A 12,902-nucleotide genomic window follows, 5' to 3' on the forward strand; every position below is an offset into this window, starting at 1 on the left:
AGACCCGCTCGCAGAGCCCCGCCGACGCGGCGCCCATCGGGTAAACCCGGGCACCCGCGCCAAGGAGCGTCTCGGCAACAGAGCGTTACCATTGCGGGCTTTGCGCCGCGCGCGCCAATATCGATTTGACCGTTTTCATCCCGCAGGGAGACAAGCAATTGCCCGCATTTCTCAAATTCACACTCGCCATGGACTGGATCAGCGCCCAGTTCGGCAAGGTGGCCGCCTGGGCCGTGCTGGCCGCTTCGGTCATCTCGGCGGGCAATGCAGTCATCCGCTACGGCCTGGACCTCAGCAACAACGCGTGGCTCGAGATCCAGTGGTATCTGTTCGCAGCCACCGTCATGCTGGGCGCGCCAATCGTCCTGAAGCTCAATGAACACGTGCGCGTCGACATCATCTACGGCAAGCTCAAGCGCAACGGTCCCGTCTACGTCGATCTCTTCGGCCTGGTGTTCTTCCTGCTGCCCGTGATGGGCCTGCTCTTCTGGCTGACCCTCCCCTTCTTCCTCAACATGCTGCGCACGGGCGAGATCTCCGGCAACATCGGCGGCCTCATCCGCTGGCCGGCCGCGCTGATGATGCCGCTGGGCTTCGGCGCGATGTTCCTGCAAGGCGTGGCTGAAATCATCAAGCGCATCGCCTACCTGCGCGGACTGATCGAGATGGACACGCACTACGAGAAGCCGGTGCAATGAGCGCCGCCTCCACGAGCCCCGACCGCCTCTCGCATCGCTTCGCAGGATAAGAAAAATGGAAATGGAAAACTTCGCCCCGATCATGTTCGCGGGGCTGGTCGTGATCATGCTGATCGGGTTTCCGGTCGCGTTCTCGCTGGCCGCGCTGGGACTTTTCAGCGGCTTCTTCGCGATCGAGATGGGCTGGTTCCCGGCCGGCTTCATGGCCAACCTGCCGCTGAACGTGTTCGGCATCCTGTCGAACGAAACGCTGCTGGCCATCCCGTTCTTCACGCTGATGGGCGCAGTGCTCGAGAAGTGCGGCCTGGCCGAGGACATGCTCGACTCGATGGGCCAGCTCTTCGGCCCGATCCGCGGCGGCCTGGGCTACTCGGTGATCATCGTCGGCTTCATCCTCGGCGCCATCACCGGTACCGTGGCGGGCCAGGTGATCGCGATGGCGATGATCTCGCTGCCGGTGATGATGCGCTACGGCTACAACATGCGCTATTCGACCGGCGTGCTGGCGGCCTCCGGCACCATCACGCAGCTCGTGCCGCCGTCGCTGGTGCTCATCGTCATGGCCGATCAGCTCGGCACCGACGTCGGGCAGATGTACAAGGGCGCCTGGGGTCCGTCGATCCTGCAGGTGCTGATCTTCGCGATCTACACCTTCCTGGTGGCGCGCATCCGTCCCAGCTACGTGCCGGGCGTGCCGGCTTCGGCGCGCACGCTCAGCGGCTGGGCGCTGTGGGGCAAGTGCCTGCGCGGCATCATCCCGTCGGCGATCCTGATCTTCGCGGTGCTCGGCTCGATGGGCGGCCTCCCCTTCATGGACCACGCGATCGCGACGCCGACCGAGGCCGGCGCCATGGGTGCCGTGGGCTCGCTGATCCTGGCGGCGATCCATCGCCGGCTCAACTGGCGGATGCTGAAGGACGCGATGGACGGAACCATGCGCCTGACAGCCATGGTGGTGTTCATCCTGATCGGCTCGCGGATGTTCTCGCTGGTGTTCCAGGGCGTCGACGGCGCGAAGTGGATCGAGCACATGCTCTCCGGCCTGCCGGGCGGACAGATCGGCTTCCTGATCGTCGTCAACATCTTCGTCTTCTTCCTGGCCTTCTTCCTCGACTTCTTCGAGATCGCCTTCATCATCCTGCCCATGCTGGGCCCGGTCGCCGCAAAGCTCGGCATCGACATGGTCTGGTTCGGCGTGCTGCTGTGCGTGAACATGCAGACCTCGTTCATGCATCCACCCTTCGGCTTCGCGCTGTTCTACCTGCGCGGCATCGCGGACACGCTGTTCAAGAACGGCGCGCTGCCGCGGAAGATCGAGTCGCGCGACATCTACCTCGGCGCGATTCCGTGGGTCGGTCTGCAACTGCTGCTGGTGGGAATCGTGATCTTCTTCCCGCAGACCGTCACCGTGTTCCTCGACAAGAAGGTGGTGGTCGACGTGGACAAGGTGCAGCTTGAAATGCCGGCCGAATCGCAAGGGTCGGACAACAGCGGCATGAACATGGAAGACCCGTTCGGCAACCAGAAACAGGCCACGCCCGAGGAGCCGGCGCCCGCCCCCGCGGAGCCGGAAGCGCCCAAGCAGTGAGCACCGCCGAAGTCGGAGACCCCGGCACGCAAGGCGAGCCGGCGGTCGCGCTCGAGAGCCCGGCCTATCCGACCTTCGTCCGCATCCTCGCGATCATCGTGGTGATCGACCTGATCGGTTTCGGGATCTGGAGCGTGCCTGCGCTCAGCGGTGCATCGTGGTCGACCGGGAGCCTCGTGCTGTTCGGCCTGGCCGCGGTGTGCATCGCCTGGATGGGCTACTGGATCGTCAACAGCCGGACGCGCCTCGACGGCGACGTGCTCACGCAGACTTGGCTGTGGAACAAGCGCGAGCATGCCGCCGACGTCGCGCATCTCAAGCTCGTGCACTGGCGCTGGCTCGAACGCGTCATCGCGCCGCGCCTGCTGGTGCGTCGTCGCAATGGCGCGGTCACATGGATCCATTCGGCGGACGCGCGCCTGCTGACCGGCTTTGCCGAGCGTGTTGCGGCGCGCAGCTTTCCGCACAAGTCCCAGCAACAAGAGCCGTAGGCGCAAAAGAAAGCCCCGCTGTCGCCAGCGGGGCTTGTGCTTCTGGACACCGGCTTGCGCCGGAGACCCTCTTACGACAGCTTCTGCTGTTGCATGAAGCGGTCGAAGGTGCCTTCGGTGAAGCGGAACCAGGCGTTCTGGTCGGCGAGGAACTTCGCGTAGTCGCTGTAGACCTTCTTCCACTCCGGGTTGCTGGCGTTGAGGTCGGAATAGATCTGCTGCGACGACTTGAAGGCCGCGTTCATCACGTCCTGCGTAAAGGGACGCAGCTTCGTGCCGGAACCCACCAGTTGTTTCAGCGCGATCGGATTGCGTGCGTCGTACTTCGCCGTCATGCCGATGTTGGCTTGTGCAGCCGCGGCGGTGACGATGGCCTTGTACTCGGCCGACAGACCTTCCCAGGCCTTGGTGTTGATGTAGAAGTCCAGTTGCGGACCACCTTCCCACCAGCCGGGGTAGTAGTAGAACGGCGCGACCTTGTTGAAGCCGAGCTTCTGGTCGTCGTAGGGTCCGACCCATTCGAGCGCGTCCAGGGTGCCCTTTTCGAGTGCGGGGTACAGGTCGGCGCCGGGGATCGACTGGGGAATCACGCCGAAGGGTTCGAGCACGCGTCCGGCGAACGGGTTCGTGCGGAACTTCAGGCCCTTCAAGTCGGCGACCGACTTGATTTCCTTGCGGAACCAGCCGCCCATCTGCGCACCCGTGTTGCCGCCCGGCAGGTTGTAGATGTTGTACTTGGCGTAGAAGTCACGCATCAGCTTCAGGCCGTTGCCTTCGTACATCCACGCATTCATCTGGCGGGTGTTGAGGCCGAAGGGCACTGCGCAGCCGAGGCAGAAGGTCGGGTCCTTGCCGTAGAAGTAGTAGGGTGCGGTGTGTGCCATTTCGACCGAAGCGTTCTGCACGCCATCGACCACGCCGAATGCGGGCATCAGTTCACCACCGGCATGCACCGAGATCTGGAACTTGCCGCCCGTCATGTCGCTCACGCTCTTGGAGAAAGTTTCGGCCGTTCCGAAAATGGTGTCGAGCGACTTGGGGAAGCTCGAGGCCAGCCGCCAGCGGACTGCGGCCTGCGCATGAACAGCAGGCGCGATGCCGGCGGCGAGAACGCCGGCAATGCCTGCGTTTTTGATGAGGGAACGACGATCCATTGAAATCACTCCGGGTGCTTGGGAAAAACGAGAACGCGGCTTGTGGCCGCGTTGCTGACTAGGTTAGTCGAGCAACATTGTAAAAAGTGCTTACACGACACCGGGGCGGGTTTTCCCTGCGGAAACCAGGCTGTCGAAGCGCTGCGCGATGGAGCCTTCGATGCCTTCCGCGTCAAGGCCGATGCTGGCGAGCAGCTTGGCCGGATCGCCATGTTCGATGAAGCGGTCGGGCAGGCCCAGCTGCAGCACGGGCTTCTGGATCCCGGCGGCCTGCAGGGCTTCCAGCACCGCGCTGCCGGCACCACCCATGATGGCGCCCTCTTCGACCGTCACGATCGCATCGTGCGTGCCGGCGACCTTCAACAGCAGTTCGACGTCGAGCGGCTTGGCCCAGCGCATGTTGACCACCGTGGCATCGAGTGCCTCGCCCGCCCTGAGTGCGGGATAGAGCAAGGTGCCGAACGCGAGGATCGCGATGCGACGGCCCTCGCGACGGATCTCGCCCTTGCCGAAGGGCAGTGCATCGAGCGTGAGATGCGGCGTGACGCCGGCCCCGGCGCCACGCGGATAACGCACCGCGACCGGATGGTTCTGTTCGTAGGCCGTGGTCAGCAGCTGGCGGCATTCGGCTTCGTCCGCCGGGCATGCCACGCTCATGTTGGGCACGCAGCGCAGGAAGGGGATGTCGTACGCGCCCGCATGCGTTGCGCCATCCGCGCCCACGAGGCCGGCGCGGTCGAGCGCGAACACCACAGGCAGGTTCTGGATCGCGACGTCGTGGATGAGCTGGTCGTACGCGCGCTGCAGGAAGGTCGAGTAGATGGCCACCACGGGCTTGAGGCCCTCGCAGGCGAGGCCTGCCGCGAACGTCACCGAATGCTGTTCGGCGATGCCCACGTCGTAGTAGCGACCGGGAAAGCGCTGCTCGAATTCGACGAGCCCGGAACCCTCGCGCATCGCCGGGGTGATGCCGACGAGGCGTCCATCCTGCGCGGCCATGTCGCACAGCCAGGTGCCGAACACTTGCGTGAAGGTCTGCTTGGGCGCGGTCGCCGGCTTGACCAGACCGACGGCCGGATCGAACTTGGTCGGACCGTGATAGGCCACGGGGTCGGCCTCGGCCAACTTGTAGCCCTGCCCCTTCTTCGTGACCACGTGCAGGAACTGCGGCCCTTGCAGGTGCTTGAGGTTCTCGAGCGTCGGCACGAGCGAATCGAGGTCGTGCCCGTCGATCGGCCCGACGTAGTTGAAGCCGAACTGCTCGAACAGCGTAGCCGGCACCACCATGCCCTTGGCATGCTGCTCGAAGCGCTTGGCCAGCTCGAAGAGCGGCGGTGCCGCGCGCAGCACGCTCTTGCCGACGTTCTTGGCGGCGGCGTAGAAGTTGCCGCTCATCAATTGCGCGAGGTAGCGGTTGAGCGCGCCGACCGGCGGGCTGATCGACATGTCGTTGTCGTTCAGGATCACCAGCAGCTTGCAGTCGTCGCAGACGCCTGCGTTGTTCAGCGCCTCGAAGGCCATGCCAGCGGTGAGCGCGCCGTCGCCGATGATCGCGACGGCATGCCGGTCCTCGCCCTTCTGCCGCGCGGCCATGGCCATGCCGAGAGCCGCCGAGATGCTGGTCGACGAATGGGCGGTGCCGAAGGTGTCGTACTCGCTTTCGGTGCGCTGCGGAAATCCGGAGATGCCGCCGAGCTGCCGCAGGGTGGGCATGCGCTCGCGTCGGCCGGTGAGGATCTTGTGGGGATAGGTCTGGTGGCCCACGTCCCACACCAGCCGGTCGTGCGGCGTGTTGAACACGTGATGCAGTGCAACCGTGAGCTCCACCGTGCCGAGGTTCGAGCTGAGATGCCCGCCGGTGCGCGACACGTTGTCAAGCACGCAGGTGCGCACCTCGTCGGCCAGTTGCTTGAGCTGGGCGCGGTCGAAGTGACGCAGGACGGAGGTATCGTGGATAGTGGGAAGCAGCGGAGCCATGGGGAAGTTTGTTGTTCTCTATCGATCGCGGTCCACGACCATGTGGGCCAGTGCGCGCAGTGCGCCGGTATCGGCCAGTGTGCTCCTGTCCAGGGCAGCGAGCGCCTGAGCGAGCAGGTCGCGCGCCTGCGCGCGGGCGCCGTCGAGGCCGAGCAGCGACACGTAGGTGGGCTTGTCGCTCGCGGCGTCCTTGCCTGCGGTCTTGCCGAGCGTTTCGGAATCGGCGATGACGTCCAGGATGTCGTCGACCACCTGGAAGGCGAGGCCCATGGCCGCGCCGTATTCGCGCAACGCTGCGAGCACCTGGGGCGCGAGCACATCGCCGCAGGCGGCGCCCATTTCCACGCTGCCCTGCAGCAGGGCGCCCGTCTTCATGCGATGCATCTCGCGCAGTTGGGCTTCGTCGAGCGCGAGCCCGACGCTCGCCAGGTCGATCGCCTGGCCGCCTGCCATGCCCTGGCTGCCGGCCGCGCGCGCCAGGAGGCGGCACAGCTTCGCCTGCACGGCCGGCACGATGTCGTCGTCTTCGGGGGTCAGCAATTCGAAGGCCAGCGCCTGCAGCGCATCGCCGGCCAGCAGTGCGTCGGCTTCGCCGAACTTCACATGCACCGTGGGCTTGCCACGACGCAGCACGTCGTTGTCCATGCACGGAAGGTCATCGTGCACCAGCGAATAGGCATGGATCAGTTCGACCGAACACGCCGCGCGCAAGGCGGCTTCGGCGTGACCGCCGACGGCCTCGCTCGCAGCGAAGACCAGCAGCGGCCTCAGTCGCTTGCCGCCGTCGAGGACGGCATAGCGCATGGCATCGCCGAGTTCGACCGGCGCGTCGACGCCGACCCATTCGGACAACGCGGCTTCGACGCGGGCCAGTTTGGGCTCGCTCCAGGCGGCAAGTCGGGCGGAATCCCAACGCAGGGTGTCGGCGACCGTCATTCGCCTGCCCAGACCTTCAGGCTGCCCGCGTCGAGCACCTTGATCTGGTCTTCGACCGCTTGCAGCTTGTCGCGGCAGAACGCGAGCAGGGCGGCGCCACGCTGGTAGCTTCCGAGCAACTGGTCGAGCGGCAACTGGCCGGATTCGAGTTCGGTCACGAGTTGTTCGAGCTCCTGGAGGCCGGCTTCGTAGGTCGCGGGCAGCGCACCGGTATCGGGTGCGTCCGGCGAGGCCGACGCGGAGGAGGATGGCACCTTGGGCATGCGCTGAGACGTGGGTGAAACCTGGCATTTTAGATTCCCCCAGGCTTGCCCACTTCGTGTGGCCTCCTCCCCCCCTCCGGGGGGGCGCTGCCGGCGGACCGGCGGAGCCGGGTCCGCGGCAGCTCTGGTGAATACCGATCCGGGGCTACGCGGACATTTCTCCGGGGTACAATCCGCCCTCTTTGGCCGGCAGGAGCCGGCGCAATCTTCGGGTCGTCCTCTTCTTCGACGGCAGCCTTCCGTTCTCTTTCTCTCCCTGTGGGGAGCTTGGTCAGGTCACCCATGTCTGATTTAAGTCTTCAACTGCAGCAGGCTTCGAGCCAACTCCCAGTTTCCGCGTACTTCGACGAGGCGCTCTATGCCCGCGAGATGCAAACGCTCTTTGCGGCCGGGCCGCGTTATGTCGGCCATCGGCTGGCGGTGCCCGAAGCGGGCAACTTCCACACCTTGCCGCAGGAGCAGCAAGGGCGCGCGTTGGTCCACACGCCCAAGGGCGTGGAACTGATCTCGAACGTGTGCCGGCATCGCCAGGCCCTGATCCTCAGGGACCGCGGGCAACTCGACGCCAACACCGGCGGCAACATCGTCTGCCCCCTGCACCGGTGGACCTATGCGGCGGCGGACCCGCGTTCCACCGGCACGTTGATCGGTGCACCGCACTTCGAGCAGGACCCCTGCCTCAATCTGCACAACTACCCGCTGACCGAGTGGAACGGCCTGCTGTTCGAGAAGAACGCCGATGGCAAGGGCCGTGACGTCGCAGCCGACCTCGCCAGCCTCGGCCCGCGCGCGGACCTGGATTTCGAGGGCTACGCGCTGGACCGCGTCGAGCTGCACGAGTGCAACTACAACTGGAAGACCTTCATCGAGGTGTACCTCGAGGACTACCACGTGGGCCCGTTTCATCCGGGGCTCGGAAGCTTCGTGACCTGCGACGATCTGCGCTGGGAATTCAACCGGCATTTCTCGGTGCAGACGGTCGGCGTCGCCAACCGCCTCGGCCGTGCGGGCAGCCCGGTCTACCAGCGCTGGCAGGAGCAACTCCTGAAGTACCGCGAGGGCAAGCCGCCGAAGTACGGCGCGATCTGGCTCACCTACTACCCGCACGTGATGGTCGAGTGGTATCCGCACGTGCTGACCGTCTCGACGCTGCACCCCATCGGGCCGCAGAAGACGCTCAACATGGTCGAGTTCTTCTACCCCGAGGAAATCGTCGCGTTCGAACGCGAATTCGTCGAGGCCCAGCAGGCCGCCTACATGGAGACCTGCGTCGAGGACGACGAGATCGCCGAACGCATGGATGCCGGGCGCCGCGCCCTGATGCTGCGCGGGGACGACGAGAGCGGCCCCTATCAGAGCCCGATGGAAGACGGCATGCAGCAGTTCCACGAGTGGTACCGCCGCGAGATGAGCTAAGTGCAGGCGCTCTGGATGGTGCTGGGCGCACTGATCTTCGCCACCATGGGCGTGTGCGTGAAGATCGCCTCGGCCTGGTTTTCGAGCGCCGAGCTGGTGCTCTATCGCGGCCTGATCGGCATCGTGTTCCTGTGGTTGCTCGCGCGCAGCCGCGGCGTCACGCTCGCGACGAAATACCCGGGCATGCATGCATGGCGCAGCATGATCGGCGTGGTGTCGCTGGGCGCGTGGTTCTACGCCATCGCTCATATGCCGCTCGCCACCGCGATGACGCTGAACTACATGAGCAGCGTCTGGATCGCGGCATTCCTGGTTGGCGGCGCCCTGCTCGCCTGGGTGCCGGTGCCGGGGCGCGACGGCAGCGTGCCGCGTCCGCCCCTGCAGGGGCCGCTGGTCCTCACGGTGCTCGCGGGCTTCGGCGGTGTCGTGCTGATGCTCAAGCCGACCGTCGGCGACAACCAGGGCTTCGCGGGCCTCATGGGTCTGCTGTCGGGGCTCACGGCCGCATTCGCCTACATGCAGGTGGTGGCGCTCTCGCGCCTTGGCGAGCCCGAAGCGCGCACGGTGTTCTATTTCGCAGTGGGATCGGCTGTCGCAGGCGGCCTTGGTACGGCGCTGGGCGAGTCCACGCCGTGGGCCGAGTGGACCTTGGCCCACGCCTTCTGGCTGCTGCCCGTCGGCGTGCTGGCTGCGCTCGGCCAGCTCTGCATGACGCGCGCCTATGCGAGCGCCAAGACCGAAAGCGGTACGCTGGTGGTTGCCAATCTCCAGTATTCGGGCATTGTCTTTGCCGCGATGTACAGCGTGCTGCTTTTCGGGGACCGCATCGATGCGGGAGGCTGGTTCGGTATGGCGCTGATCGTCGCGAGCGGCATCGCGGCCACGGTGTTGCGTCAACGCTCGTTGCCGAAGGCCCCGGCCGAGGAACACTGAAGGAATTCGAATGGACACGACCCTGATTTCCGCCGAAGCGCTGATGGCCCTGCAGGCGAGCGACACGCCGTGGATGGTCTTCGACTGCACCTTCGACCTGACGAAGCCCGACGCCGGCGCCCAGCAGTACCGCGCGGCACACATTCCCGGCGCGGTGTACGCCAACCTCGACACCGACCTCAGCGCGAAGCACGGCGTGGCCGGTGCGCATGGCGTGGTCGTGGCGCAGGACGACGGGCCGCCCGCTTCAGGCGGCCGCCATCCGCTGCCGAGCCGCGAGAAGTTCGCTGGCTGGCTGTCGAGCGTCGGCTTCGCCAACAACATGCAGGCGGTGGTCTACGACCGCAAGGGCGCCAACTACTGCGGCCGCCTCTGGTGGATGCTCAAGTGGATGGGTCACGATGCCGTGGCCGTGCTCGACGGCGGCCTGCAGGCCTGGCAGGCGGCGGGCGGCAAGATCGCCAGCGGCGAGGAGCCCTCGCATTTCCAGTCGAACTTCGTGACCGGCGAGCCGCTGCTCCTGCTCGCCGATACGAAGCGGGTGCTGGCGCATCTGGCGCAATCTGACCAGACGCTGATCGATGCGCGCGCCGCTGCAAGATATCGCGGCGAGGTGGAACCTCTGGACCCGATCGCCGGTCACATCCCGGGGGCCCTGAACCGGCCCTTTACCGAGAACCTCGGTCCCGACGGGAAGTTCAAGCCGGCCGCGCAATTGCGCGCTGAATTCGAATCACTGCTGGCGGGCCGAGATCCCACCACGGTCGTCCACCACTGCGGCAGCGGCGTGAGCGCGCTGCCCAATCTTCTCGCGATGCAGATCGCGGGACTCGGGCCGACCGCGCTCTATGCCGGCAGCTGGAGCGAGTGGAGCAACACGCCGGGGCTGCCGACCCGGCAAGGCGCACAACCATGATCCTGACGCGCAGGCTGATCCCGACCCTTGCCCTGACCGCTCTCTTCACCCTCTCCGCATTCCCTTTCACCGCCTCGGCCCAGCAAGTCCAGCGCGCCCACGTGCATGGCCAGGTCAAGCTCGACGTCGTGATCGAAGGCCCGACCGTCGTGATCGAAATGGAATCGCCGCTGGACAACTTCGTCGGCTTCGAGCGCGCGCCCCGCACCGATGCCGAGAAGAAGACGGTCGACGATGCCGTCGCGCAGTTGCGCGCAGCGGATCGCCTTTTCCAGATCGATCCCACGGCCAACTGCAAGCTCGGCCCGGTCACGCTGCGCTCCGCGGCGCTGGGCCTGGGCAAGCCCGAGGCCAATGCCGCCGAAGGTCATGCCGACCTCGACGGCACCTTCGCGTTCAACTGCACCAATGCCTCGGCCGCGAAGTTCATCGAGATCGATCTCTTCAACTCCTTCAAGGGGCCACGCCAGATCGAGGCGCAGATCGCTTCGCCGCAGGGCCAGTTCAAGCGCACGCTGAAACGGCCGGCCACGCGACTGACCTGGAGCAAGTGATTCGCACGTGAGCCTCGTTCTTTCTGCCGAGTCGCTGCGCTTTGCCTGGCCGGGTACCAGCGCGCCCTGCATCGACATCGAACGCCTCGACATCTCGGCCGGTGAAGCCGTCTTCCTGCACGGCCCGAGCGGCTGCGGCAAGAGCACGCTGCTGTCGCTGCTGGCCGGTGTGCTGGTGGCGAACTCGGGGCGCATCACCCTGCTCGGACATGACTGGGCCGCACAGTCCGGCGCCGCGCGCGACCGGTCGCGCGTCGCGCATGTCGGCTACATCTTCCAGCAGTTCAACCTCCTGCCGTATCTCAGCGTCCTCGACAACGTGCTGCTGCCCTGCCGCTTCTCGGAGCGGCGCATGGCGCGGGCCTCGCGCGACGGCACGGCGCGCGAGCAGGCCGAAGCGCTGCTGGGCCAGATGGGCCTCGATGCCAGCCTGTGGCATCGGCAGGCGATGCGACTGTCGGTCGGCCAACAGCAACGCGTGGCCGCCGCGCGCGCGCTCATCGGCCATCCCGAAGTGGTGATCGCCGACGAGCCGACCTCGGCGCTTGACGAAGACCGCCGCGAGGCTTTCCTCGACGTGCTGCTTTCGGCGTGCGAGACGAACCACAGCGCACTCGTGTTCGTGAGCCATGACCGGCGCATCGCCGAGCGCTTCTCGCGCCACGTGCTGCTGCCCGAGATCAATCGCGCCGCTTCCGGGGAGGCTCGCTGATGAGGGCCCTCTTCGGCATCGCCTGGCGCAGCGCATGGAATCGGCGCTTCACACTCGCGCTCACCGTGCTGTCGATCGCGCTGTCGACCTTCCTGCTCCTCGGCGTCGAACGCATCCGCACCGAACTGCGCGAGAACTTCTCGTCGTCGGTGTCGGGCACCGACCTCATCGTCGGCGCGCGCACCGGCTCGACGCAGTTGCTGCTCTATTCCGTGTTCCGCATCGGCGCTGCGACCAACAACATGCAGTGGAAGAGCGTGCAGGCACTCGCCGCGCACCCCGGGGTGGACTGGGTCGTGCCACTGTCGCTGGGCGACTCGCACCGCGGCTTCTCGGTGCTGGCGACCACGCCCGCCTACTTCGAGCACTTCCACTACGGCAATCGCCAGACGCTCCAGTTGCGCGAGGGCAAGCCCTTCAGCGATCTGTTCGACGCAGTCGTCGGCGCCGAGGTGGCCGACAAGCTGGGCTATCACGTCGGCCAGAAGATCACGCTGGCACACGGCAGCGGCGAGCTCAACGTTTCCGAACATGCCGACAAGCCCTTCACGGTCGTGGGCGTGCTCGCGCGCACCGGCACCCCGGTCGACCGCACGGTGCACATCGGGCTTTCGGCGATGGAAGCCATCCACCTCGAATGGGTCGGCGGTGCGCCAATGCCGGGCGTGAAGATCCCCGCCGAACAGGTGCGCAAGTTCGACCTCACGCCGAAGAACGTGACGGCCGCGCTGGTCGGCCTGAAGAACCGTTCCGCCGTGTTCGCGGTGCAGCGGTGGATCTCCACTTACGCCGACGAGCCCTTGATGGCCATCCTCCCGGGCGTCGCGCTCGACGAGCTTTGGAGCGTGATCGGCATCGGCGAGAACGCGCTGCTGCTGATGTCGGCGCTGGTCGCGCTCGTCAGCCTCGCAGGGTTGGTGTCGGTGGTGATGGCGAGCCTCAACGAGCGGCGCCGAGAGCTGGCCGTGCTGCGCGCGGTCGGCGCGAGCCTGCGGCACGTGCTCGCGCTGCTGGCGCTCGAGGGTGCCCTGGTCACGCTGCTGGGCGTGGCGATCGGCCTCGTCTTCGCCGTGCTCGGCATCGCCCTGCTCTCGCCCTGGCTTCAATCGCAGTTCGGACTCGCGCTCCACCTGTCCGAACCTACACTGAACGAATGGACCTTGATTGCGAGCCTTCTGGTCGCCGGCTGGGTGGCCAGCCTGCTGCCTGGCATTCGCGCCTATCGCCTCTCCCTGGCGGATGGGCTTTCACCCAGGATATGAAC

General features: G+C 66.2%; 13 protein-coding genes. 9 read left to right on the top strand and 4 right to left on the bottom strand.

Translation table 11 applies throughout. The features are described from left to right. The first annotated feature begins 158 nt into the window (after positions 1-158). Genes ACSFBL_RS10355 through ACSFBL_RS10365 form a run of 3 tightly spaced genes read left to right on the top strand, consistent with a single transcriptional unit; the run spans position 159 to position 2,777 of the window. A complete protein-coding gene (locus ACSFBL_RS10355; RefSeq protein ID WP_435515677.1) occupies positions 159-698 on the top strand; it encodes a TRAP transporter small permease subunit in 540 nt (179 codons plus the stop codon). 55 nt (positions 699-753) lie between these two features. Beyond that, positions 754-2,286 carry a TRAP transporter large permease gene (locus tag ACSFBL_RS10360; protein WP_435515678.1) on the top strand — a complete coding sequence of 511 codons (1,533 nt, stop codon included), beginning with the start codon at positions 754-756 and terminating at the stop codon, positions 2,284-2,286. After that, complete coding sequence (locus ACSFBL_RS10365) at positions 2,283-2,777, top strand: hypothetical protein (RefSeq protein WP_435515679.1); 495 nt, start codon at positions 2,283-2,285, stop codon at positions 2,775-2,777. Before ACSFBL_RS10360 ends, ACSFBL_RS10365 begins: the two co-directional genes overlap by 4 nt. 71 nt (positions 2,778-2,848) lie before the next feature. Here the strand turns inward: ACSFBL_RS10365 and ACSFBL_RS10370 are convergent, their stop codons facing one another. The 4 genes from ACSFBL_RS10370 to xseB all read right to left on the bottom strand — a co-directional run bounded on the left by ACSFBL_RS10370 (position 2,849) and on the right by xseB (position 7,107). Then, the gene (locus ACSFBL_RS10370) at positions 2,849-3,931 is read right to left on the bottom strand and encodes a TRAP transporter substrate-binding protein (protein ID WP_435515680.1); all 1,083 of its coding nucleotides are present in this window, start codon (positions 3,929-3,931) and stop codon (positions 2,849-2,851) included. Between the two features lie 90 nt (positions 3,932-4,021). Beyond that, positions 4,022-5,908 (bottom strand): 1-deoxy-D-xylulose-5-phosphate synthase, encoded by a 1,887-nt coding sequence (gene dxs / locus ACSFBL_RS10375; protein WP_435515681.1) that lies wholly within the window; start codon positions 5,906-5,908, stop codon positions 4,022-4,024. Positions 5,909-5,926: 18 nt separating this feature from the next. Continuing rightward, complete coding sequence (locus ACSFBL_RS10380) at positions 5,927-6,844, bottom strand: polyprenyl synthetase family protein (protein WP_435515682.1); 918 nt, start codon at positions 6,842-6,844, stop codon at positions 5,927-5,929. Continuing rightward, a complete protein-coding gene (xseB, locus tag ACSFBL_RS10385; RefSeq protein WP_435515683.1) occupies positions 6,841-7,107 on the bottom strand; it encodes an exodeoxyribonuclease VII small subunit in 267 nt (88 codons plus the stop codon). The genes ACSFBL_RS10380 and xseB overlap by 4 nt, the downstream gene beginning before the upstream one ends. Before the next feature lie 282 nt (positions 7,108-7,389). Here xseB and ACSFBL_RS10390 point away from each other — a divergent pair, with 282 nt between their 5' ends. From ACSFBL_RS10390 to ACSFBL_RS10415, 6 genes are read left to right on the top strand one after another with little or no spacing between them, the layout of a single operon-like run. Continuing rightward, positions 7,390-8,523 carry an aromatic ring-hydroxylating oxygenase subunit alpha gene (locus ACSFBL_RS10390; protein ID WP_435515684.1) on the top strand — a complete coding sequence of 378 codons (1,134 nt, stop codon included), beginning with the start codon at positions 7,390-7,392 and terminating at the stop codon, positions 8,521-8,523. Positions 8,524-8,538: 15 nt separating this feature from the next. Next, positions 8,539-9,456, top strand: coding sequence for a DMT family transporter (locus ACSFBL_RS10395; RefSeq protein ID WP_435515928.1), 918 nt, complete (start codon positions 8,539-8,541; stop codon positions 9,454-9,456). A 10-nt stretch (positions 9,457-9,466) separates the two neighbouring features. After that, entirely contained in the window at positions 9,467-10,372 is a 906-nt protein-coding gene (locus tag ACSFBL_RS10400) for a sulfurtransferase (RefSeq protein ID WP_435515685.1), read from the top strand. Then, positions 10,369-10,926 carry a DUF2796 domain-containing protein gene (locus tag ACSFBL_RS10405; protein ID WP_435515686.1) on the top strand — a complete coding sequence of 186 codons (558 nt, stop codon included), beginning with the start codon at positions 10,369-10,371 and terminating at the stop codon, positions 10,924-10,926. The genes ACSFBL_RS10400 and ACSFBL_RS10405 overlap by 4 nt, the downstream gene beginning before the upstream one ends. Before the next feature lie 7 nt (positions 10,927-10,933). Further along, positions 10,934-11,638, top strand: a complete 705-nt coding sequence (locus ACSFBL_RS10410; protein WP_435515687.1) for an ABC transporter ATP-binding protein — start codon at positions 10,934-10,936, stop codon at positions 11,636-11,638. After that, positions 11,638-12,900 (top strand): ABC transporter permease, encoded by a 1,263-nt coding sequence (locus tag ACSFBL_RS10415; RefSeq protein ID WP_435515688.1) that lies wholly within the window; start codon positions 11,638-11,640, stop codon positions 12,898-12,900. The genes ACSFBL_RS10410 and ACSFBL_RS10415 overlap by 1 nt, the downstream gene beginning before the upstream one ends. Positions 12,901-12,902: the final 2 nt, after the last annotated feature.

It is taken from the genome of Variovorax glacialis (assembly GCF_051216375.1).
Taxonomy (GTDB): domain Bacteria; phylum Pseudomonadota; class Gammaproteobacteria; order Burkholderiales; family Burkholderiaceae_C; genus Variovorax.